General features: G+C 58.5%; 21 protein-coding genes and 2 tRNA genes. 16 read left to right on the top strand and 7 right to left on the bottom strand.

Going from position 1 to position 22,840, the window contains the following annotated elements; genetic code table 11:
• The first annotated feature begins 30 nt into the window (after positions 1 to 30).
• The 8 genes from rpoD (at position 31) to yiaA (ending at position 12,196) form a co-directional block, all read left to right on the top strand.
• Positions 31 to 1,941: an RNA polymerase sigma factor RpoD gene (gene rpoD / locus HF682_RS11570; RefSeq protein WP_168877440.1), complete on the top strand. Its 1,911-nt coding sequence runs from the start codon at positions 31 to 33 to the stop codon at positions 1,939 to 1,941.
• 39 nt (positions 1,942 to 1,980) lie between these two features.
• Positions 1,981 to 2,059: transfer RNA gene (locus HF682_RS11565), tRNA-Ile, on the top strand.
• Between the two features lie 284 nt (positions 2,060 to 2,343).
• Complete coding sequence (locus tag HF682_RS11560) at positions 2,344 to 6,315, top strand: SpvB/TcaC N-terminal domain-containing protein (RefSeq protein WP_168877439.1); 3,972 nt, start codon at positions 2,344 to 2,346, stop codon at positions 6,313 to 6,315.
• 5 nt (positions 6,316 to 6,320) lie between these two features.
• Positions 6,321 to 10,004, top strand: a complete 3,684-nt coding sequence (locus HF682_RS11555) for a polymorphic toxin-type HINT domain-containing protein (protein ID WP_168877438.1) — start codon at positions 6,321 to 6,323, stop codon at positions 10,002 to 10,004.
• Positions 9,979 to 10,419 carry a hypothetical protein gene (locus tag HF682_RS11550; RefSeq protein WP_168877437.1) on the top strand — a complete coding sequence of 147 codons (441 nt, stop codon included), beginning with the start codon at positions 9,979 to 9,981 and terminating at the stop codon, positions 10,417 to 10,419. The genes HF682_RS11555 and HF682_RS11550 overlap by 26 nt, the downstream gene beginning before the upstream one ends.
• A 318-nt stretch (positions 10,420 to 10,737) precedes the next feature.
• Positions 10,738 to 10,840: transfer RNA gene (locus HF682_RS11545), tRNA-Ser, on the top strand.
• Positions 10,841 to 11,007: 167 nt separating this feature from the next.
• Entirely contained in the window at positions 11,008 to 11,571 is a 564-nt protein-coding gene (locus tag HF682_RS11540; RefSeq protein ID WP_168877436.1) for a cysteine hydrolase family protein, read from the top strand.
• A 205-nt stretch (positions 11,572 to 11,776) separates the two neighbouring features.
• The gene (gene yiaA, locus HF682_RS11535) at positions 11,777 to 12,196 is read left to right on the top strand and encodes an inner membrane protein YiaA (protein WP_168877435.1); all 420 of its coding nucleotides are present in this window, start codon (positions 11,777 to 11,779) and stop codon (positions 12,194 to 12,196) included.
• A gap of 71 nt (positions 12,197 to 12,267) precedes the next feature.
• Here yiaA and dut read toward each other — a convergent pair whose 3' ends face one another.
• The 3 genes from dut to coaBC are packed head-to-tail and all read right to left on the bottom strand — an operon-like array spanning position 12,268 to position 14,717.
• Positions 12,268 to 12,723: a dUTP diphosphatase gene (gene dut / locus HF682_RS11530; protein ID WP_168877434.1), complete on the bottom strand. Its 456-nt coding sequence runs from the start codon at positions 12,721 to 12,723 to the stop codon at positions 12,268 to 12,270.
• A 27-nt stretch (positions 12,724 to 12,750) separates the two neighbouring features.
• Complete coding sequence (locus HF682_RS11525) at positions 12,751 to 13,470, bottom strand: pyridoxine 5'-phosphate synthase (protein WP_168877433.1); 720 nt, start codon at positions 13,468 to 13,470, stop codon at positions 12,751 to 12,753.
• Positions 13,471 to 13,487: 17 nt separating this feature from the next.
• Positions 13,488 to 14,717 (bottom strand): bifunctional phosphopantothenoylcysteine decarboxylase/phosphopantothenate--cysteine ligase CoaBC, encoded by a 1,230-nt coding sequence (gene coaBC / locus HF682_RS11520; RefSeq protein WP_168877432.1) that lies wholly within the window; start codon positions 14,715 to 14,717, stop codon positions 13,488 to 13,490.
• A gap of 173 nt (positions 14,718 to 14,890) precedes the next feature.
• Between coaBC and HF682_RS11515 the strand changes: the two genes are divergently transcribed.
• The 5 genes from HF682_RS11515 to HF682_RS11495 all read left to right on the top strand — a co-directional run bounded on the left by HF682_RS11515 (position 14,891) and on the right by HF682_RS11495 (position 17,503).
• Positions 14,891 to 15,730 carry an EamA family transporter gene (locus HF682_RS11515; protein ID WP_168877431.1) on the top strand — a complete coding sequence of 280 codons (840 nt, stop codon included), beginning with the start codon at positions 14,891 to 14,893 and terminating at the stop codon, positions 15,728 to 15,730.
• A gap of 12 nt (positions 15,731 to 15,742) precedes the next feature.
• A complete protein-coding gene (gene radC / locus HF682_RS11510) occupies positions 15,743 to 16,462 on the top strand; it encodes a RadC family protein (RefSeq protein ID WP_168877430.1) in 720 nt (239 codons plus the stop codon).
• A gap of 69 nt (positions 16,463 to 16,531) precedes the next feature.
• The gene (rpmB, locus tag HF682_RS11505; protein ID WP_168877429.1) at positions 16,532 to 16,765 is read left to right on the top strand and encodes a 50S ribosomal protein L28; all 234 of its coding nucleotides are present in this window, start codon (positions 16,532 to 16,534) and stop codon (positions 16,763 to 16,765) included.
• A 51-nt stretch (positions 16,766 to 16,816) separates the two neighbouring features.
• Complete coding sequence (gene rpmG / locus HF682_RS11500; RefSeq protein WP_168877428.1) at positions 16,817 to 16,972, top strand: 50S ribosomal protein L33; 156 nt, start codon at positions 16,817 to 16,819, stop codon at positions 16,970 to 16,972.
• Positions 16,973 to 17,050: 78 nt separating this feature from the next.
• Positions 17,051 to 17,503 carry a GFA family protein gene (locus HF682_RS11495; protein WP_168877427.1) on the top strand — a complete coding sequence of 151 codons (453 nt, stop codon included), beginning with the start codon at positions 17,051 to 17,053 and terminating at the stop codon, positions 17,501 to 17,503.
• Position 17,504: 1 nt separating this feature from the next.
• Here HF682_RS11495 and HF682_RS11490 read toward each other — a convergent pair whose 3' ends face one another.
• The 4 genes from HF682_RS11490 to HF682_RS11475 are packed head-to-tail and all read right to left on the bottom strand — an operon-like array spanning position 17,505 to position 20,125.
• A complete protein-coding gene (locus HF682_RS11490) occupies positions 17,505 to 18,410 on the bottom strand; it encodes a hydroxymethylglutaryl-CoA lyase (RefSeq protein WP_168877426.1) in 906 nt (301 codons plus the stop codon).
• 15 nt (positions 18,411 to 18,425) lie between these two features.
• The gene (locus HF682_RS11485; RefSeq protein WP_168877425.1) at positions 18,426 to 19,268 is read right to left on the bottom strand and encodes an AAA family ATPase; all 843 of its coding nucleotides are present in this window, start codon (positions 19,266 to 19,268) and stop codon (positions 18,426 to 18,428) included.
• 2 nt (positions 19,269 to 19,270) lie between these two features.
• Positions 19,271 to 19,687, bottom strand: a complete 417-nt coding sequence (locus tag HF682_RS11480) for a hypothetical protein (protein ID WP_168877424.1) — start codon at positions 19,685 to 19,687, stop codon at positions 19,271 to 19,273.
• Positions 19,688 to 20,125, bottom strand: coding sequence for an acyl-CoA thioesterase (locus HF682_RS11475; protein WP_168877423.1), 438 nt, complete (start codon positions 20,123 to 20,125; stop codon positions 19,688 to 19,690).
• Positions 20,126 to 20,327: 202 nt separating this feature from the next.
• On the opposite strand from HF682_RS11475, the gene HF682_RS11470 reads away from it, so the two are divergent.
• From HF682_RS11470 to HF682_RS11460, 3 genes are all read left to right on the top strand, one after another.
• Positions 20,328 to 20,771 (top strand): universal stress protein, encoded by a 444-nt coding sequence (locus tag HF682_RS11470; protein ID WP_168877422.1) that lies wholly within the window; start codon positions 20,328 to 20,330, stop codon positions 20,769 to 20,771.
• A gap of 43 nt (positions 20,772 to 20,814) precedes the next feature.
• A complete protein-coding gene (locus HF682_RS11465) occupies positions 20,815 to 21,903 on the top strand; it encodes an HD domain-containing phosphohydrolase (RefSeq protein ID WP_205882038.1) in 1,089 nt (362 codons plus the stop codon).
• Between the two features lie 112 nt (positions 21,904 to 22,015).
• Complete coding sequence (locus HF682_RS11460) at positions 22,016 to 22,831, top strand: heme-binding protein (RefSeq protein WP_168877421.1); 816 nt, start codon at positions 22,016 to 22,018, stop codon at positions 22,829 to 22,831.
• The last annotated feature ends 9 nt before the right edge of the window (positions 22,832 to 22,840 follow it).

The raw sequence follows: 22,840 nt of genomic DNA, 5'->3' as shown, positions 1-22,840 counted from the left end.
TCCGTCCACCCCATTGGGAATACGCACACAATGACCGAAGAAATTCGCCAGGACAAGCCCGAGTTCAGCAAGAAGGACCATGACCAGTCCCGGCAGCGCCTCAAGACCCTGATCGTACTGGGCAAGGAACGGGGCTACCTGACCTACGCCGAGATCAACGACCATCTGCCGGAAGACATGCTCGATGCTGAGCAGATCGAACAGATCATCAGCATGATCAACGACATGGGCATCCAGGTGATGGACGAAGCGCCAGATGCCGAGCAGATGCTGATGTCGGATGCCACCCCCGCCGTGGCTGATGACGATGTGGTGGAAGAAGCCGAAGCGGCGCTCTCCTCGGTCGACTCCGAATTTGGCCGCACCACCGACCCAGTGCGCATGTACATGCGCGAAATGGGCACGGTGGAGTTGCTGACCCGTGAAGGCGAAATCGAGATCGCCAAGCGGATCGAAGAAGGCCTCAAGCACATGGTGCAGGCCATCTCCGCCAGCCCCACCACTGTGGGCACCATCCTGGAAATGGTCGAGCGCATCGAGAAGGATGAGATGCGCATTGATGAGCTGATTGATGGCTTGGTGGACCCCAATGCCGAAGCCCTCAATGAGGAGCTGGCCGAGCTCGCCATGCAGGAAGCGGCGGACGCGGTGGACGTGAACGAAGACGAAGAAGACGAAGAGGGTGGCGAAGACAGCACACCGGGCGTGGACCTGGAAAAGCTGAAGGCCGACGCCATGGTCCACTTTGTCGAGATTCGTGAACAGTACGCCCGTATGGTGGCAGCACTGGGCAAGAGTGGTTTTGGCTCGGCGGACTTCGTCACCGCTCAGCAAGCTATCTCGGAAAAGCTTACCCTGATCCGCTTCTCCGCCAAGCAGGTGGACGCGCTGTGCGACAGCCTGCGCAAGCTGGTGGACGAGATTCGCAATCAGGAGCGCGAAATTCAGGACATCGTGGTGCTGAAAGCGCAAATGCCGCGCCCGCACTTCATCAAGCTGTTCCCCGGCAATGAGAACAACCCGCAGTGGGTGCACGATGAAATCGGCGCAGGCAAGCCGCACAGTGATGCGCTGTCCCGCTTCAAGCACGCTATTTTTGAACGCCAGGGCAAGCTGTCCGACATTCAAAAGCGGGTGCTGATCCCGATCAAGGACCTGAAAGAGATCAACCGCCAGATGTCCACCGGCGAAGCCCGCTCCCGCCGCGCCAAGCGCGAGATGATCGAGGCCAACCTGCGTCTGGTGATCTCCATTGCCAAGAAGTACACTAACCGTGGCCTGCAATTCCTGGATCTGATTCAGGAAGGCAACATCGGTCTGATGAAGGCGGTGGACAAGTTCGAATACCGCCGTGGCTACAAGTTCTCTACCTACGCCACCTGGTGGATCCGTCAGGCCATTACCCGCTCGATTGCCGATCAGGCCCGCACCATCCGTATCCCGGTGCACATGATCGAAACCATCAACAAGATGAACCGCATCCAGCGGCAAATCCTGCAGGAAACCGGCCTGGAGCCGACGCCGGAAGAGCTGGCCGCCCGCATGGAAATGCCGGAAGAGAAGATTCGCAAGATCCTGAAGATTTCCAAGGAGCCCATCTCCATGGAAACCCCGATCGGTGACGACGATGACTCCCACCTGGGCGACTTCATTGAAGATGCCGTCACCATGGCGCCGGTCGAGGCTGCGGTCTACGCCAGCCTGAAGGACGCCACCAAGGAAGTGCTGGACACCCTCACCCCGCGTGAGGCCAAGGTGCTCCGCATGCGCTTCGGCATCGAAATGAACACCGACCACACGCTGGAAGAAGTCGGCAAACAGTTTGATGTTACCCGCGAGCGTATCCGCCAGATCGAAGCCAAAGCCCTGCGCAAACTGCGCCACCCGACCCGCTCGGAACGCCTGCGCAGCTTCCTTGACGGCGAAGGTAACCCGCAGTAAGCTGGCGTCCCTTTCCAGCCGGTGCCCCGCACCGGCTGCGGGCCTCTAGCTCATGCCTGGTTAGAGCAGCGGACTCATAATCCGTTGGTGCCGGGTTCGACTCCCGGGGGGCCCACCAGTATCTGAAAATAGCCTGCAGTGATGCAGGCTGTTTTTCATTCTTTCCGCAATTCTTGAAAATTTTCGCAATCACTACTTTGTCGGGTGCAGGGCCGACTCTCAGTTATTCAACATATGCAAAATGGCCTGATGGCTTGCTGTTGTGTCGGCATGCAATGGCGCAGGGTGCCTTGTGTGCTGCATGTGGGCGCAATAAAGTGATGACAGCTTGACCTGTGCATAACTGGACCTGTAGTTGTTTTAATATATAATCGGACGCTTTGCCCTTGCTGGAACTTTTCCATGAAAGCGCTGTCGACCGCACCCCTTTTGCTGTTTGCAACCATAGCCATGGCGGCGGACATTCCTGGCATCTTGCAGGGCCAGTTTGGCGTTGGCAATGCAGGGGCTGCCCGCTACACCCTGCCCATTGATGTTCCAGTGGGGGTGGCAGGCATGAAGCCGGACCTCGCGCTTGTATACAACAGTCAGGCTGGCAATGGCCCGGTTGGAACAGGCTGGGGGCTGGCAGGCCTTTCCAGTATTACACGCTGCCCCAAAACCATGGCGCAAGACAATGTGCGCGGCAGTGTGAACTTTGATGCCAATGACCGGTTTTGCCTGGATGGCAATCGCTTGATGCTGGTGGCGGGGAGCTACGGGGCGGACGGCAGTGAATACCGGACTGAGTTGGAAAGCTTCAGCAAGGTGGTGGCGCATGGTTCCTTCGGGAGTGGGCCAGCATGGTTCGAGGTCTGGGGCAAGGATGGTCGGCGTCATGAGTATGGCAAAAGCCCGGATAGCCGCCTGGAGATGCAAGGGCTGACTGCGGCTGGTCTGGTCTGGTCCATCAGCAGAACCGAGGACCGCAAGGGTAACTACCTTACTTACAGCTACCTGAAAGACGATACGAAAGGCAGCCAACTGCCAGACCGTATCAGCTATGGAGGTAATGCCACACAAAATACTGCCGCTGATTTGAGCGTCAGCTTCGCTTATGAAAATCGTGCAGATGTTTCGACGGTATGGCAAGCCGGAAAGTCATTTGCGCAAGACAAACGCTTGATCAGCATCAGCAGCAATAGTGGTGTGTACAAGCTGACCTACAATAGCGACATGCCTGCCACAGCACCGTATTTCAGCGCCCTGAAAAAGGTGCAGCGCTGCCTGCCTAATGGTGACTGTCTGCCTGCAGTTACCATGTCACTCAGCTCTACTGATAAAGCCTACAGCCCTATGGCACCTCTTGGGTGGAGCAATGCTCAAGGGGCCAAGAACTTTACCAGCAATCCCGAGACCTACCCGTTGATCAGTGGTGACTGGGATGGCGATGGCCGCACCGATTTTGCCAGAAGTGAGCCTGTCGGGCTGACATTCTACCGCGCCACCGGCAATGGCTTTGAAAGCTTTTGTGCACCCATGACCGCCTGGGGGAATAATGCCGGGCTGACATCCAGTGATGTCTATCCCTTAATTACGGGCGACTGGAACGGGGATGGCAAAACAGACTGGGCTCGGGTGACGCAAACAGGCCTTTCATTTTATGTTTCAACCGGGTCTGGTTTTAATGCTTACGATGTTCAACCCTATGGAGTAAGTCAAGGGTTTAGCTCTTACGATAAATACCCCATCATCACGGGCGACTGGAATGGGGATGGAAGGACAGACTGGGCAAGGCAAGATCAAACCAGTATGCGATTCTTTGTCAGCAATGGTACGGGATTCTCTGTTTATGTTGTATATGAGGGCTTTGCGACTGCCAACGGTTATTACTCAGTTACTCCTTATCCACTTGTGACGGGTGACTGGAATGGCGATGGAAAAACAGATTGGGGTCGAGTACACGCTAACGGTATGCTCTTCTATGTATCAAATGGCCAGGGCTTTTCATATTATGGGGGCATGAGTACTTGGAGTGTTAATGCAGGTTATACAAACTCGGTGACGAACCCCATTATTACGGGTGACTGGAATGGCGATGGCTTAACGGATGTCGCACGCCAAGGCAGTTCAAGTATGGAGTTTTTGGTAAGCAATGGTGTTGGCTTTTCTTCGTTTACCAATGTTAATAGCTGGGGAACACAATCTGGTTTTAATTCCTCGGTGACGTATCCTATTATCACGGGGGACTGGAACGGGGACGGCAAGACCGATTGGGCACGTGTCCAACAGGCTGAAATGACCTTTTTCATGTCTAATGGGCAAGGGTTTGTGCGCCATTTTGGTGAAGGGCGTTGGAGTGTGGCCAATGGCTTTACATCCAGCACCACCTATCCCTTATTAACTGGGGACTGGAATGGCGACGGTCGGGATGATTGGGCGCGGGTGCAAGATGCCACTTTCAGTTTCTTTACCTCAGAAGGGCCGCAGCCGCGGGTTACTGTTTTCGACAACACGGGCAGCCGTATTGGGTTGACCTATGCGCCCTACACCGGTAGTACCTGCGTGCAGGAACCTGCCAGTTATCCGCTAAAGAATATCTGCACCTCATTCCCGGTTGTCACCGAGTCGCGGCAACAGCCTGGCATCACCAGCAACTACCGCTATGGTGGCATGAAGGCCGAGCAGGGTACTGGGCGGGGGAACTTCGGTTTCCGCTGGGTGGAAGCCACCAACAGCAGCACCGGTATTACAGCACGGCAGGAATTCGGCCAGAGCTGGCCACTGATTGGCGCACCGCTGCTGAGCCGTAGTAGCAAGGCAGGTTCTGGCAATGCCGGCATACTGTCGGAAACCCAGTACAGCTACACCACGATTGCACTCGGTAATGGTCGCCAGTTTGTAGCGCCAGCCAGCCAGTCGCTTCTGCGCTGGGATTTGAATGGTGCCAGCTTACCAGGTGTGACTACCAGCAACAGCTATGACTGTGATGCGGTCAGCACCTGCTATGGCAACTTACTGCAGACCAACGAGCAAACCAGTGATGGCTTCAGTAAAACCGTCACCACCATCTACCTCAATCAGCCTGATACCTGGCTGATTGGCCGTCCGCTGCGTAGCCAAGTGCAGCGCACTGTACCCGATTCGCCAGTGGTAACCCCGCCCAGCGGGGATACCCGGGTGTTCCTGGTGGCTGAATACCAGAACAAACGGCTGGATAGCGGTAACAACACCGGGCAAGGCTACAGCAAAGGCGGCATCTTGCGCTGGGCACGGGCCGATCAGAACTATCAGGTCAGCGGTAACTGGCAAGAGATCGATCTCGGCGGAGCGGCAGACCAACCCGCCAGTGGTGACCCGGATGCCGGTCTAAAATGCCTGCGTGATCGTAGTCAGGCAGGCTGCCCGGAGCTGGCCAAAGACCTGCGCACCTTGATGAGTGAGCAAGGGGCCTTTGGCTTACAACTGAGCTACCTGCGCCCCCGGCAGATGGCGGTAGACCTCAACAACACCCCGCGCATGCGTTATGACATCAGCAGCCGCAGCTTGAACTATCAAGGGTGCGGTAAGCCCACCTACCGCAGTGTCGGCAGTGTGACTTATCAGTTCATGGAACGCACCGACCGCTACCGGCTTTTGCCGGTAGCAGGCGAGCTGCGCATGTCTGTGGTTGACATCCGCACGGATGAAGTCAGCAGCCCCGCCCAAGGTTTCGACATCAGCAAGGTGCTGGAATTTGCCCAAGGTAGCCAGCTCAAGCAAGGCGCCACCCTGTTTGCCGACCCCCTGCAAGGCCAGGCTCTGGTCGATAAGGACAGCCGCTATGTCGGTGCATGGCCTGCGTTGGCCCTGACCCAGAACACCGATCTGTACTTCCGCAGTACCGGGCAGGTGATGCATAGCACCTCGGTGGGCGCCTTGGCCCGTTGTGAGGATGGTCAGTTGACCTTTATCGCAGGCTTCGGACGCGATGGTGACCGCAATCGCTTCAGCCATGCGGCATTTGCCCGCTTTACTCCAGGCGTGACCGGCAGCAGCACCTTCTCCACCAAGGAAGACCAGCAGTGGAATGCCTGCCCGAACGTGGCAAATTACAACGGCGGGAATCGGATTACGATCAGCGGGGCGACCAACTCGGGCAGTTGTCAGTTTGTAGAGTTGTTGGCAAACAATTATCGCAACGTAATGCAAGCTGTATGCACGCAAGGAGAATTGGGAGCGGTCCAGCAGTGTAGTGGCGAAAACAGCAAGGGGCGTCCTACCGGTTGTACCGTTACAGAGTATGCCTGCATTAGCTCTACCACACGAAGATCATGCGGTACAGGTAAAGACAAGGATTGCAGTGATGTCACCACAGTGACAAAGACTCCCCCTAACTATGTTGTGCAGTGGTAAGCCCCATGAAAAACACTATGCATAAGATGCCGATAATCCGTACCCTGCCACTGCTGCTAGCTACGCTGTGGTCCGCCGCTGACGCCGCCAGCCTCACCCGAACTGTGAGCTACAGCTATGACGCACAAGGGGCGCTCAAGCAGGAAGTCGTTGAGCCGGATAATCCCGCGCTGCGCCTGCAGACAGACTACACGCTAGATGGTTGGGGCAATGTGACCAATACCACGGTCTCCGGCCAGGGCGTCACCAGCCGTACCCGCAAGACCACCTACGACACCCAAGGCCGTCTGCCGGTCAGCACCGAGAACGCCAAAGGACAGCAGACCAGTCTGGTCTTGGATCCGGTGTGGGGGCAGATTAAAACCTCCACCGATGGCAATCAGTTAAGCGTCAGCTATGAGTACGATGGGCTGGGCCGCAAGATCAAGTCCACCAGTGTCGATGGGATCGTCACCAGCTGGACCTATGCCTTCTGCAGCGAGCTGGCCGGGTGCAGCTACAAGCTCTCCCGCCACACCAATGGCCAGCCGGATGTGACGGACTATATTGACGGCCTGGGGCGCACCCTGCGCTCCAGCGTTGTCGGCTTCGATGGCCGTACCTCCCTGGTGGACACCGAATACGACGAACTCGGCCGCGTCAAACGCAAGAGCGACCCCTACTACCCGGGAGACACGCCGCGCTGGACGGTGTACGAATACGACGCCCTCAGCCGGGTCACCAAAGAAACCCGGCCGGATGCAGGCTACAACCAGTACAGCTACAACGGCCTCGACACCACGCTAACCAACGCCAAGCTGCAGACCAACGTCAAGACCGTCAACAGCCAGGGTCAATTGGTCAAAGTGGTCGATGCCGCCGGCAAGAGCCTGCGCTACGACTACGACCCCTTCGGCAATCTGGTACAGACCATAGATAGTCAGGGCAACCGCATCGCACTGGAATACGACCTGCGCGGCCGCAAGACCCGCATGAGCGACCCCGACCTCGGTGCCTGGAACTACAGCTACAACGTCTACGGCGAACTCACCGGCCAGACCGACGCCCGAGGCAACAGCACCACCCTCAGCTACGACAGCCTCGGCCGCCTGATTGCCCGCACCGAAGCCGACTTCAACTCCGCCTGGGAATACGACACCGCCAGCAAAGGCATCGGCAAGCTCGCCAAAGCCACCGCCACCAATGGCTACGTCCGCGAATACCAATACGACGCCTACGGCCGCGAACAAGAAGTCCGCTACACCATCGACCAGCCCACCCCCTACGTCAAGCAAACCCGCTACGACAGCCTGGGCCGGGTCAGCGGCTACAGCTACCCCACCGGCGTACAGGTCGACTACCTCTACAACGCCCAAGGCTACGCCTACCAGCTCAAGAACAGCCAGAGCGGCCGCGTCTACTGGACCGCCAACACCCTGAGCGCCAGCGGCAAAGTCCTGCAAGACACCCTCGGCAACGGCGTCACCACCCAACGCCAGTACGACGAACTCGACCGCCTCAAGCAAACCGAAGCCAGCCTCTCCGGCGACCTCCGCTTCCGCGAAGTCTACAGCTGGGACAAAGTCGGCAACCTGCTCGAGCGCAACAGCCAATACGCCAACGGCAACCTCGCCACCGACCGCTTCACCTACGACGCCCTCAACCGGCTCACCCTCAGCAGCGGCGACGCCCCGGTCAGCACCCAGGAAGTCCAGTACGACGAACTCGGCAACATCCTCTACAAAACCGCCGTCGGCAGCTACAGCTACCCCGCCCCCGGCACAGCCCGCCCGCACGCCGTCAGCAGCATTAACAACGGCAGCAGCATCCGCAGCTTCAACTACGACGCCAACGGCAACCTGCTGAACGACGGCCAGCGCACCCTAAGCTGGACCAGCTTCAACCTGCCCGCCACCATCCAGGGCTATGGCCAAAGCGAAACCTACAGCTACGACGCCGAACACGAACGGGTTAAGCAAGTATCCAGCGTCTGGGGCACCCAGATCTACATCAACCCCGCTGCCGGAGCCGGCCTGTTCTACGAAAAGACCAGCAAGGACGGCAAGACCGAACACCACCACTACCTCACCGCCAACGGAGATGTGGTTGGAGACTACCTCACCCGCGACAACCCCGGCGTGGGCGAACTCCCCGCAGAAGAGCGCTACTGGCTGAAAGACCACCTCGGCAGCAACCGCGCCGTACTCAACGCCAGCGGCGGCCTGCTGGAAAGCCTCGGCTTCGACGCCTGGGGCAAACGCCGCTTTGCATCGGGCAACGCCAACGGCCAGACCGACCCCAACCTGCCGCCGAACAACCTGATCGGCATCACCACCGACCGCGGCTACACCGGGCACGAACACCTGGACGAACTGGGTCTGATCCACATGAACGGGCGGATTTATGATCCGACGATTGCTCGGTTTATGAGCGGGGATCCCAATCTTACTTTCTCTGAAGAACTTCAAGGCTATAACCGCTATGCCTATGTCACCAACAACCCGCTGACCTACACCGACCCGGATGGCTATGACCGTTGGGGTGATGGTGGCTGGGGGGGCGGGCCTGGCGGCGGCAATACGAACCCTGATGGTTCTGCTGCGGGGTCGAAAGACACCCGGGGTTGGGGGAGTGAGCCGCGTGAGCATGGTGATAAGTCAACGCGAGCATATGATACTCAGCCAAGTGTCGAGCGCCATATCGAGGCGTATGCACGTGAGATATACAAGAATGCGATGCTGCTTACGAGCAAGACGCCTCTGCAGGCTGGGATGACCCCAGCAGAGTGGGAGTATAGAGTTGCCTCATACATGCAACTACTTGGCTACGATATTCAATACAATCCAAATAAACCGAGGCGTTTGACGAATGAGCTGGTCAACATGGTAGACAAGTTGACTGGGCGCTATCAAATGATTGATGGGGAGTATACTCTCCTGAGTGTTACTAATATTGGGGCGATATTTATTGCTCGAAGTGGATTGTTTCTTAGTAAAGTTGCGCAAGAAGAATTAGCTGCTGCAAATGCGGCAGGTAAAAAATTTCCATGCCGCTGTTTTGTTGCAGGAACATTGGTACAGACGCCGGGTGGGCTGCGTGAGATACAGGATATCGCACTGGGCGACCAGGTTCTGTCGCGCAATGATGAAACAGGAGAAGTGGCATATAAGGCGATTAGTCACATTTATCGCCGGTATGGCCGGCCTATCCTTAATCTGGAACTGCAGGACCAAGCTAGCAATCAGCTGGAAAAGCTAGGGGTGACCGACGAGCATCCATTCTTTGTAGTAGGAAAGGGCTGGACCCCAGCTGAACAGCTTGCTGTAGGTGACAGGCTTCACAGTGAGCGGCAAGGTTCATTGGTTGTTGTGAAGGCCATCACCAAAGATGCTTTCAAGCAGAGCACATTCAATTTCACTGTAGATGGTTATCACACATACTTCGTTGGGAAATTCTCGACTTGGGTGCACAATAATGATTGTGTAACTAATGTTGATGAAAAAAGGAAAAATGCTACAGGGAAGAGCGATGCACATGGTGATCCTAATGCATTATCAAAAGCTGAAAAGCAAATTGAGGCATTAAGGGAGAAGCTGAATGAGCCAGGCCTTGGTCGTAGAGATAGAATTAAAATTGAACAAAAGATAAAAAATATTCGTGAAACCGCAGAGTCTAGAAGGAAAGGTGAAACGCATTGGACGAAAGGTTGATGAAATGATTATTGTTTATCCTTTAATTGGCGTGGATGATATTAAGTTCGGAATGTGTGTCAATGAAATAGAGGGGTTGGGGTATTTGGAGGATATGGCGGGGGTGGATGATATTACAAATTGGCGGACTTTTCAAAAGGAGGACGGAAAAAAATGCTACGTAAGGAATGATGCTGTGGTTTGTGTCTATTGTTTTGGGGACGCTCTTGTTGATGATTTTCAGCTAATTGGAAGGAAAAGCGAGGATTTTAATAAGAAATTTGGGGCTCCAGATGAAGTTGGTGATTTGGTTTGTGTTTATGATGATACATACCAAACCCCATATGAATATTATTCGCTAGGCTTGCAGGTATGGTTTGAAAATGATGTGTCGGTTGCAGTCTTTTGTAATGAAGAATATGCTGATGAATTGTAGGGTTTTAGACTTGGCATTGACCGTTTTAATCAGTAATAAGGTGAATATTGCCTGGCACTAGCTCAACGTTGAGCACAATAACCATAGATATGCGTATAGGTGCCGTTTATGTGAGACCGGCACTGGCTACCCTGTAATGGGTTGCTGATGTCATCCCTCACCCATGCTACCGGGTATCGTTAAGACGACCAAGATAAGCCGATCCAGCAATTTAGAGAGCTCGTGAAAGCTGACTACTTGCTGTGTATCAGTGAATGCCGCTACGCAAGCATTGTAGACATCCAGCACCCGCGCGGCTTGCCACCCTCCCGTATAGCAGGGATTTGCGGAGCAAATTGATAGTCATGTTAATGATATGACTGAATCTTTGCGAGGACTCATAATCCGTTGGTGCCGGGTTCGACTCCCGGGGGGCCCACCAGTACCTGAAAACAGCCTGCAGTGATGCAGGCTGTTTTGCTTTGCTGGCATCTCCTGTGAGATCAAGCGTTTCTTTTTTGAATGAGCAGACACGCGGCTAGACAGGGTTGCCATGGTGGCGTGTGCTCGTGTACAAGGTGATGCTTACGGGTTTTAAAGCAATCAAACATGTCTACTCTTCCGGCTTTGATCATCATCGACATGCAGCAGGGTATGAGCTGGCCTGCGCCGGATGTGCGCAATAACCTTGGTGCGGAGGCGGTGATTGCCGCGCTGTTGGCGGAGTGGCGCCAGCGTGGGGCGCCGATTGTGCATGTGCGTCACATTTCGCGTACACCGGGTTCACCATTCTGGCCGGGGCAGCTGGGGGTGGAGTTTCAGCCGGCTTTGCAGCCTTTGCCGCATGAGCATGTGGTGGAGAAGAATGTGCCGGATGCTTTTGTGCATAGCGGGCTGGAGCGCTGGCTGCATGTACGCGGTATCGACCGTATCGTGATTGTCGGGGTCAGTACCAATAACTCGGTGGAGTCGACCGCGCGCAGTGGTGGCAATCTGGGTTTCAAGACCTTTGTGATTGCGGATGCCTGCTTTGCGTTCAAAGGGCAGGATCATGACGGCGTCCCGCGCACTGCGCAGGAGGTGCATGCCATGGCCTTGGCGAACCTGCATGGTGAGTACGCTACCGTGTTGACCTCTGCTGAGTGGTTAAGCCTCAGTCACCAAGCACACTGAATGATCGCTGCGGATTGAGGCATGTGACACCCGGCATCGCTGTGCATGAGTTCGAAGCATGCACCTCCTTGGTGTCATTTTTTGCTACCCTGTACGTGCTGTGTCTCGTTGTCTTGTCATACTGAAATGGGCGTGACATGATGGGCTCACCTATCGCATGGCCCTGAGTCTGGGGCTTGCGGTGCCAACAACAGGGAGATCAGGCATGTCCGTACAATACCAACGACCTTCAGCGGCATTTATCGGCGCATCATGGCTCGCGCTGTTTGCCGGTGTGCTGACCTACTGCTATGGGCTGTGGAATGCCGATGAAAAGGCAATGATGCTGAACGAACGTGGGTATTACTTTACGGTGCTGATGTATGGTCTGTTTTCCGCCGTATCGCTGCAAAAGAGCGTGCGCGACCGGCTGGAGGATATTCCGGTGACGGGCCTGTACCTCGGGCTGTGCTGGGTATCACTGGGGATGGCCTTGCTGTTGCTGGGCGTGGGTTTGTGGAATGCTTCATTGGCACCGAGCGAGAAGGGTTTTTACGCCATTGCCTATGTGCTGAGCCTGTTTGCTGCGATTGCGGTGCAGAAAAATACACGTGACATGAAGGCGGCGGATGAGGCCGGTGCCTGATGCCTTAACTGCGTATATGCATGAAAAAGGGGCAGCCTGTGCTGCCCCTTTTTCATGGGTGTGATGTGACCTCAGGCTTTGCCGGTGCTGCCAAAGCCGCCTTCACCGCGTTCGCTGGCGGTGAAGTCATCCACGATGTTGAAGCCCACTTGCAAGACCGGCACCACTACCAGCTGGGCGATACGCTCCAGCGGGGAGAGGGTGAACGGGGTGCTGCCCCGGTTCCACAGTGAGACGAAGATCTGCCCCTGATAATCCGAGTCAATCAGCCCGACCAGATTGCCGAGTACGATGCCATGCTTGTGGCCGAGGCCGGAGCGCGGCAGGATCATGGCCGCCAGGCCCGGATCGGCCAGGTGCAGGGCGATGCCGGTGGGCACCAGTTCAGTCTGGCCGGGGGCGAGGATCAGGGTATGTTCGATGCAGGCGCGTAGGTCCAGCCCGGCGGCGCCGGGGGTAGCATAGGCAGGGAGCTGCTCGCGCAGGCGGTTGTCCAGAATCTTCAGGTCAATCTGTGGTGTGCTCATGTTTCGATCAGTGTGGGTGGTCATGGATCAGGCGCGGCATTCGGTCAGGTAGCGACGCAGGGTTTCTTCCAGCCCCAAGTAGAGGGCGTCACACACCAGCGCGTGGCCGATGGAGACTTCCTGCAGGCCAGGGATATGCCTCTGGAAGTAGCGCAGGTTATCCAGGTTCAGGTCATGCCCGGCGTTCAGGCCCAGGCCCAGCTGCTGCACACGCTCAGCGGTGGCCAGATAGGGTGCCAGCGCGGCAGCGGGGTCGCTGCTGAACTGGCGGGCATAGGCCTCGGTATACAGCTCTACCCGGTCGGCACCGCAGGCCAGTGCGCCATCGGCCATTGCTGGTTGCGGGTCGATGAACAGGGAGGTGCGGATGCCGTGCTGCTTGAACTCCGCCACCACCTCCTTCAGAAAGCCCTGATGCTGGATGGTATCCCACCCCGCGTTGGAGGTCAGCGCATCGGGCGCATCCGGCACCAGCGTCACTTGTGCCGGGCAGACGGCCAGCACGGCGTCGATGAAGGCGCGGGTCGGGTTGCCTTCCACGTTCAGCTCGGTGCGCAGGTGCTGCTTCATCAGCGGCAAGTCATCATAGCGGGCATGGCGTTGGTCCGGGCGAGGGTGCAGGGTAATGCCTTCGGCGCCAAAGCGCTCGCAGTCCAGCGCCACCTGCAGCAGGTCTGGCTGGTTATGGCCGCGCGAGTTGCGGATCAGGGCGACCTTGTTCAGGTTGACGGAAAGGCGGGTACTCACGGTCGGTTCCTCAGGGTTCAGGCTTTACGGTCAAGGGTGCGGGCCGCAGGCGCAGGGCTGCCGCCAGCATGGTAGAGGCGGGCGGCATGGGCGATCAGTTGCCGGGCCTGGTCCAGTTTGTCGGTACGCGGCAGCGGGGTACGGCCGTGATCATCCAGCAGCACCAGTTCATTGTCGTCACTGTTAAAAGCATTCTGTACCAGATTGGCAGCCAGTAGCGGCAGGCGCTTGCGCTTGCGCTTCTGCTCGGCGTAGTCCAGCAGGTTCTGACTCTCGGCGGCAAAGCCCACGCAGAACGGCGGGCGCGGCAGGCTGGCAACGCTGGCCAGGATGTCGACCGTCGGCGCCAGTTCGATCTGCATGATCTGTGCGTCTTTTTTCAGCTTTTGCTCATGCTGCTGCAGCGGGTGATAGTCCGCCACAGCGGCGACAGCAATGAACAAGTCCTGCACGCTGATATGCGCGTTTACCGCCTGCTGCATCTGCTGCGCGCTTTCCACATCAATGCGTTTGACACCGTAAGGGGTGGGCTGGCTGACGAGGCCAGCCACCAGAATCACCTCGGCTCCAGCTTCCTGTGCTGCGCGGGCGACGGCAAAGCCCATCTTTCCTGAGCTCTGATTGGTGATGCCGCGCACCGCGTCGATGCGTTCAAAGGTGGGGCCGGCGGTGACCAATACCTTGCAGCCCTTCAGCGGCTTGGGCTGGAAGTGGCCTTCCAGCATCGCCATCAGCGCCTCAGGCTCCAGCATGCGGCCCATGCCATTCTCTCCACAAGCCTGTTCGCCAGCATCCGGGCCAAACAGCGTGATACCGTCGGCTTTCAACTGCCGCACATTGCGCTGGGTAGCCGGGTTTTCCCACATCTGGCGGTTCATGGCCGGGGCCAGCAAGAGCGGGCAATCTCGCGCCAGGCACAGGGTGGACAGCAGGTCGTCGGCAGTGCCGTGTACCAGCTTGGCCATGAAGTCGGCACTGGCCGGGGCGATCAGGATGGCATCGGCTTCCCGCGACAGGTCGATGTGCGCCATGCCATTGGGTACCCGGTTATCCCACAGGTCGGTAAACACATGCCGACCGCTGAGGGCCTGAAAAGTATGCGGGGTGACAAAACGGCTGCCCCCTTCGGTGAGCACCACACGCACGCCGACACCGGCCTTGACCAGCAAGCGGGTCAGCTCTGCGGCCTTGTACGCGGCTACGCCACCGGTCACACCCAGGACCAGATGCTTGATCGGAAACGCCATGCAGGAACTCCAATAAAACAAGCGCTGCCCGGCTGGGCAGGTCAAAGGCACATTATCGCACCAGCGACTCCCCTTGCGCAGTGGCCTGCGGAAATATTGCAGACTGGCGGGATTGGTCCTTGACGCGCTACCGACCGGGTCGCAGGATGGAAGATCGGCCTTGGAGAGATGGTTTGGATACGCAGGTATTGCTGTGGGTACTGTTTGCCGCCTTGATGCACGCCAGCTGGAATGCGATGGTCAAATCGGCGGGGAACAAGCTGATGATGACCACCCTGGTGGCGGGTGCCTCCGGCGTGTTGTCCGGCGTCGGCCTGCTGTTCCTGCCGATGATGGCGGCAGCGGCCTGGCCGCATGTGCTGCTGTCGATCGTGCTGCAAGTGTTTTACTTTGCCTTGCTGGCAGCTGCTTACCATCATGCCGACATGAGCCAGACCTACCCGATCATGCGCGGCAGTGCGCCAATGCTGGTGGCGCTGGTGTCTCGTCCCCTGACTGGGGAGAGCCTGGGCGCAACCGGCTGGCTGGCGGTGCTGCTGATCTGTGGCGGGGTGTTTGGTCTGCTGGGCTCCTGGCGGGTGTTGCGCCAGCAGGGCAAGGGGGCGCGCTATGCCCTGCTCAATGCCGTGGTGATTGCGATCTACACCCTCAATGATGGCATGGGGGTACGGGCATCCGGCCATGCACTGGTGTACACGCTGTGGATTTTCTTTGTCGCTGCGGTACCGATCCTGCTCTGGGCCTGGTATGCACAGCGGGAGCCTTTGCTGTTGCAGATGCGGCAGCAGGGTGGGCGGGCATTGGTGGGGGGCGCGTTTACGCTGGGCTCCTATGGGGTGGCGTTGTGGGCGATGACACGGGCACCGGTCGCCATGGTGTCAGCCTTGCGCGAGACCTCCATCCTGTTTGCCTGTTTGATCTCGGCATGGGTGCTCAAAGAGCCGATGTCGCGGCGGCGCTGGCTGGCAGTGGGTCTGATCGGTGCCGGGGCGGTGACCATGCGTCTGGCGTAAGAGGAGGGCAGGGTGCGGATTACCGATTGGCCGGCGGACGAGCGTCCGCGCGAAAAACTGCTACAGCGCGGGGCGGAGAGTTTGTCGGATGCCGAGTTGCTGGCGATCTTCCTGCGGGTAGGGGTGACCGGCGTGTCCGCCGTGGACCTGGCGCGGCAGCTGCTGCAACGCTTTGGCTCACTGAATGCCTTGTTCGCTGCGTCGCAGGACGAGGTGTCCAGCGTACGCGGTCTGGGCGCGGCCAAGTATGCGCAACTGCAGGCGGTGCTGGAGATGGCGCGGCGTGCGCTGCTGGAAGACATGCAGCAGCAGCCGGTGCTGGGCAGTGTGAAGACGGTGAAGCAATACCTGGGCTTGCGACTGGGGCGCCTGCCACGCGAGGTGGTGCTGGGTCTGTTTCTGGATAGCCAGCACCGGCTGATCCAGTCGGCCGAGCTGGCGCGGGGTACCCTGGACCAGTGCGTGATTTACCCGCGTGAAGTCGCCCAGCAGGCGCTGGCATGCCATGCTGCCTCCTTGATTCTGGCGCACAATCACCCATCAGGCCGGCCTGATGCGAGTCCGGCTGACCATCAGCTGACCCGCAAGCTGCAACGCGCACTGCACTTGCTGGACATCCGTTTGCTGGATCATGTGATTGTGGCGGGAAACCAGAGTCTCTCCTTCGCCGAGCAGGGTTGGCTGTTGTCAAATGACACCCTTCATAGCGAAGAAAACGCACGCGGGGCTTGAGTTAGTTTGGCGTGCATGGTATAAATCACGCTTTTCCGAAATCCGCTATACGAAACTGGAGTCAGGGCCATGGCGCGAGTATGTCAGGTCACCGGCAAAGCGCCGATGACGGGGAACAACGTTTCCCATGCCAACAACAAAACCAAACGTCGTTTTCTGCCGAACCTGCAATATCGTCGGTTCTGGGTGGAAAGTGAGAACCGCTGGGTTCGTCTGCGCGTGAGCAACGCCGGTCTGCGTCTGATCGACAAGAAGGGTATCGATGTCGTTCTGGCTGATCTGCGTGCAGCAGGTGCGCTGTAATCCACGGTAACAGGGGCCTCATGGAGGCCCCAGCGATGAAAGGTTTGAATCATGCGTGAAAAGATCAAGCTGGAATCCACTGCGGGTACCGGCCACTTCTACACCACCACCAAGAACAAGCGTACCATGCCGGAAAAGATGGAGATCAAGAAGTTTGATCCCGTTGTCCGCAAGCACGTGATCTACAAGGAAATCAAGCTGAAGTAAGCTTCGGCGATTTTCACTGAAAAGCCCGCTCCCTGAGTGGGCTTTTTGTTTTGGTGCTTCTGCCCTCTGGGGTCAGCGATGGAACTATCAGGTCAGTGTCAATGTGGGGCTAGCCGTTACCGGGTGATGGGTGAGCCTTTGCTGGTGTTTGCCTGCCACTGCAAGGAGTGCCAGCGGCAGTCTGCCAGCGCATTTGGCATGGGTTTGTGGTGTCGGGTGCAGACGCGTGAGGTCAGCGGCGAACTCGCTACCTGGACCCGTCAGACGCCCAGTGGGCGCACCATGGACTGCTTGTTCTGCCCGCAGTGTGGCTCGCGGCTGTTCCATCAGCTACGGGACCAGCCCGCCATTCTCAGCATCAAACCCGGTACGCTGGATGACACCCGCTGGTTGCGCCCGGGCGCGCACATCTGGACCGATAGCGCGCAATGCTGGTTTGAGCTGGATCCTGGGGTGCCTGCCAGCCCCGGCAACCCGCCAGACTTCGCACCCCTGATCGAAGCCTGGCAGCGCCAGCAGGGCCTGCGCTGACTCAGCTGGCGCGAGCAGCCAGCGCGCGGGCGACGCGGGACTGGCTGGGGCGGCCCAGTGCATCACAGATGTACTGGCCTGCTGCGCACAGCGCGGTCATGTCCACGCCGGTGTGGATCTCCAGCCCGTTGAGCAGATAGAGCAGGTCTTCGGTGGCCAGGTTGCCGGTGGCGCCTTTGGCATAAGGGCAGCCGCCCAGACCGGACACCGAAGCGTCAAATACTGATACCCCGACCTCCAGCGCGGCGTAGACATTGCTCAGGGCCTGGCCATAGGTATCGTGAAAATGTCCGGCCAATTGTGGCAGTGGCACCTTGCGGCTTACCTGTTCAAACAAGGCGCGGGCCTTGCCTGCGGTGCCAACGCCAATGGTATCCCCCAGTGAAATCTCGTAGCAGCCCATCTGGTGCAGGCTGTCTGCCACGCTGACCACCTGCGAGGCGGCAATGTCCCCCTCATAGGGACAGCCCAATACACAGGAGACATAGCCCCGTACTGGCACGCCGGCTGCACGCGCACCTTCCACCACGGCGGCGACCCGCTCCAGGCTCTCTGCAATGCTGCAGTTGATGTTTTTCTGCGAGAATGCCTCGCTGGCGGCCACGAAAACGGCGATTTCATCCACCCCGGCGGCCAGCGCGCCTTCCAGCCCTTTGAGGTTAGGCACCAGTACCGGGTAGCGGACACCAGGCTTGCGCTTTAGTCCTGCGACAATCTCTGCATGGTCCGCCATTTGCGGTACCCACTTCGGGCTGACAAAGCTGGTGGCTTCAATCGTGCTGAGGCCAGCCTCTGCCAGGCGGTGGATCAGGCCCAGCTTGGTCTCGGTTGCGACCGGTTGTTTCTCGTTCTGCAACCCGTCGCGCGGGCCAACTTCGACAATACGTACAGCGGTGGGCAAGGTCATGCCGGGATCTCCGGGTCAACGCTTGAGCAGGCTGGCCAGCTTTCCGAGGCCCGCAATATCCTGCTCGGTTTTCAACAAGGCGCCCAGCAAGGGTACCCGCCCTTGTGAGGCATGGGCTTGCAGGGTCGCCGCTTCGATCTGTTTGGCTTGCAGCAGATGCAGCCAGTCCAGCAGTTCGGAGGTGGATGGCTTTTTCTTGAGCGACGGCAGCTCACGCAGCCCCAGGAACAGGGTCAGCGCCTCATGCAGTAATTCATCGCGCAGTGTGGGGTAGTGAACCCGGACAATCTGTGCCAGCGTGTCCCGATCCGGAAAACGGATGTAATGAAAGAAGCAGCGGCGCAAAAAGGCGTCCGGCAGCTCTTTCTCGTTATTGCTGGTGATGATGACGATAGGGCGCTGGCGGGCGGTAATGGTTTGCCGCGTCTCATAGACATCAAACGCCATGCGGTCCAGCTCACGCAGCAAATCGTTGGGGAACTCGATATCCGCTTTGTCGATTTCGTCGATTAGCAGTACACAGCGATCATCGCGATCAAAGGCCTCCCACAGCTTGCCCCGCACAATGTAATGGCCAATGTCGGAGACGCGAGGATCCCCCAGCTGTGAGTCCCGCAGGCGGGAAACAGCATCATATTCATACAGGCCATGCTGCGCCTTGGTGGTGGACTTGATGTGCCAGGCCAGCAAGGGCAGCTGCAGGGCGCGGGCCATTTCTTCGGCCAGCAGGGTTTTGCCGGTGCCGGGCTCCCCCTTGATCAGCAGTGGCCGTTCCAGCGTGATGGCGGCATTGACGGCCAGCATCAGCTCCGGCGGCGCGACATAGCGGTCACTACCGGCAAAGCGCAGCTCGGACATGCTTACAGCTCCGACATCGCAGACTGGATGTCATCCAGTGTGATGTGCCAGTGAGCGAGTATGTGTTGAAATACGGCAATTTCCACTTCTGACAGGTCGTGATCGCTCTTGCTGATATCCAGCAGTATGGCAGCGGTCAGCAAGCGCTTCTTCGGGTCGGTGACGCAGTCCAGCATCTCGTCGAGCCGCGCGCTGGATACCAGCTGGACGTGACCCTCGGCATCCATTTCGTCCGACAGGTCGCCCAGGTAGTCATGGAACACCTGGGTAAAACTTTCCCGGCTGATGCCGATCACATCATAAATGTTCAGCTCGTCCAGCAGCTCGATTTCATGGGGGTGCACATCGGCATCGGTGATGATCATCATCGCCAGGATGCGTGCCATGGCTTCCGGGCTGTTCAAGGCGTAATGTTTCATTCAGGCAGTCTCCAACGGGGGGAACAGGGCTTGGAAGTCAGCAGGCAGGCGCAGGGGCTTGCGGCTGGTGTAGTCAAAGCAGACCATGGTGGTTCGTGCACGGGCCACTGGCTGTCGGCTCGCGGCATGGCTGACCTGATACGTCAACTCAAAGCCATGCGGGTGCCATTCGGTAACGGCCAGTTGAAAGCGCAGCAGGTCGCCATGGAAGGCTTCAGCCAGATATTGCACGGCGAGGTCACGCAGGATCAGCCCGGCGTCACCGATTTTCAGCTCGGTGTGGCCGAGGCTGTGCAGAAAGCGGACTCGCGCCTCATGCAGCAGCGAGACCAGTGCATCATGCCCCAAGTGCTTGCCATAGTTGACATGCTGGATGCAGACCGGCATCTCGGTCTGAAAGTCATGTCGGGTCAGGGCAGGCAAGGTCAGTTTGGGCATGGAAACCACGGGTAATCCGGATAGCTGCCAGTGTAGCATCCTGCGGGTGCTTGGCAATCTTTGCTTGCTTTTCCTGGCGGGGTAACCTGTACTGAGATATGGGCATCTCCTCGCTGGACGTGGTTTCGGCTGACCTGGATCAAGACATGAAGTCGAGGGCAGGCATAGGCTGGAATGGTCAATGTGTGAACAGGAGGTCGATATGTATCAGCGTATCTTTGTACCGGTAGATGACAGCACCACCTCTGCAGCAGCCCTGAAGGAGGCAGTGCGCTTTGCGCAGGACCAGCATGCCGTGGTGCGCCTGGTACACGTGGTGGATCTGGCACAGTTTTTCTGGGGGGGCGCAGAGTTCATTGATACCTCCGAGTTGCAGAAAAGCTTGCTGGAGGCCGGGCGCAAGGTCTTGGCCACGGCGGAAGCTGAAGTCAAGGCAGCCGGTGTGCAAGTGGACAGCGAACTGCATCAAACCTATGGCGAACGGATTTCCCGTGTGATCGTGGACGATGCCAAGGCCTGGAATGCGGATATTGTGGTGATGGGTACCCATGGCAAACGTGGCTTTGATCATTTGCTGCTGGGGAGCGTGGCCGAGGGGGTGATGCGCATGGCCGTGACGCCGATCCTGATGATCCGCGCCGAATGATCATGCGGCAGCACTGATCGGGCTGCCGCAGAAGGGAGTGGGGTTGGACTGGAACCATTTGCTGGTGCTGGATGCGGCAGGTCTGCAGGATTTCCGTGAAGGATTGGCGGATCATGCCACCACCATTGAGCGTGAAGTGGCACGGCTTAAGCGCAACCCTGCAGAACCCATGCCTTTGGTCGAGCTGTTCCGCGCCTTCCATAACATCAAAGGCGATGCGGCGCTGTGCCGGGTGGAGTGGGCGGTGGAGCTGGCGCACCCGATCGAATCCGTGCTGGCGCGCTTGCGCAGTGGCGAGCTGCTGTTCAGTGAGCTGCTGGGTGAGGCCATCCTGCTGGCGGTGGACCGAATGGAAATGGCGGTGGAAGCGCTGCTGCAGCGCAAGCCGCTGGAAAGCCTGCGGCTGGCCGCCTTGCTGCAAGCGTTGCAGCGACTGGCCGCGCAAACTGCGGGGCAGATGGACCTTGCCGCGGCCGGGCTGATTGAAGCGGTCACCGGCTTTCGGCCAACCCAGGTCAGCCTGCCGTCACGGGGTGGCTCGGTCATCCCCAAGAGTGCGGAGCGGGTGGCGGAGGACCTGCGTTTCTTCCGCAGTCTGGCTTTGCAGCTGGAGAGCCGCTCGCCTTTGCTGCGCGGGCGCACGGCCCGCAACCTGCGTCTGGCGCAGGATACCAACCGCGAGGCAGGCAACCTGATTGATCCGGTGCAGCTGGAGGCTGCGGTGTATATCCACGATATCGGCATGATGTTCCTGCCGGAATCGGTATGGCTGAAGGTGGAGCGGCTGACCGACGCGGACCGGCAGGCGCTGCACACTCACCCGGGGTTTGCCGCTGAGTGGTTGGCCCGGGTAGAAGGCTGGCAGGATGCGGCACAAATGGTGTTGCAGCATCATGAGATGCCGGATGGTGCCGGCTATCCGAACCGGCTGCCGCATGAAGCCATTTGCAATGGCGCCCGGCTGCTGGCGATTGTCGATGCCTTCGAGGCCGTGATGCAGAAGCACCGGCACCGCGGGCAAAATCGCTCGGCCTTGCGTGCCATTGCCGAGATCAATGCCTGTGACAATCAGTTTGCCCCCGAGTGGATTGGGCCGTTCAATCAGGTGATCCGGCGCGCGCTGGAAGCCTGACCCCTGTTCCTTGGTCCAGATTGTGGACCGGCTGTCGGTCATCTCCTTGAGCTTGACGGAGGCTTGCCTAGGCTGAAGGCGGGCACCCCCGCCCTCACTCAGGAGCATCCTCATGGCGACCACCCTGCGCGCAAGTGCGCCCACCAACCCGGCAGCCGATCCGCTAGGCCTGCTGGCCGAACTGGCCGGTACCTGGATCGGCAATGGCTTTAACCTGATTGCCCTGCCCAACAAGGCGGGCAATAGCATTTTCCGGCTGAAGATCAATGCCACCAAAGAATCGCTGGTGTTTACCCCGGTGGGGGCACCGATCCCGAACCGGGGTTCCCTGCAAGGGGACATCGAGATGGGCTGTTTGACCTATTTCCAGCGGGTCAACGATGCCAGCAGCAATGAGCTGCTGCATCTGGAGCCGGGGCTGTGGCTGAATGTGCCTTCCACCACCGCACCGGCGGAGCCGCCTACTGTGGTGCGTCAGGCCACCATTCCCCATGGGGATTCCATGCTGGTGGTCGGCAATGCGCTGAGCCATGCCGGGCCGCCGCAGATTCAGCCGGTCAGCACCACGCCCACCGGACCTACCCCTTTTCCGCTGGGTTATCTGGACCCTTACCAGACGGCACCGGTCCCGCCAGGCTTTCAGGTTAGCAACCCGAATGCCTCGCTGGTAGATGCCATCAAGGAGCAGAACATCGTCAGCACCACCACCCTCAGCCTGAGCAGCACCCAGCAGGGTGGGGTGGTGAATATTCCCTTTATTGTCAGCAATGCCAATGCCAACCGGGTGGATACCATTTTCTGGATTGAGACGGTGGAGCAGCCGGATGGCAAGCGCTTCATGCAGCTGCAGTACACCCAGACCGTGATCCTCCACTTTGCGGGCATCGACTGGCCGCATGTCTCAGTAGGGACGCTGCTGAAGCAGTAAGTACAAAGC

The organism is Leeia aquatica, assembly GCF_012641365.1.
Taxonomy (GTDB): Bacteria; Pseudomonadota; Gammaproteobacteria; order Burkholderiales; family Leeiaceae; genus Leeia; species Leeia aquatica.
This window is presented reverse-complemented; position numbering and strand designations above follow the sequence as displayed.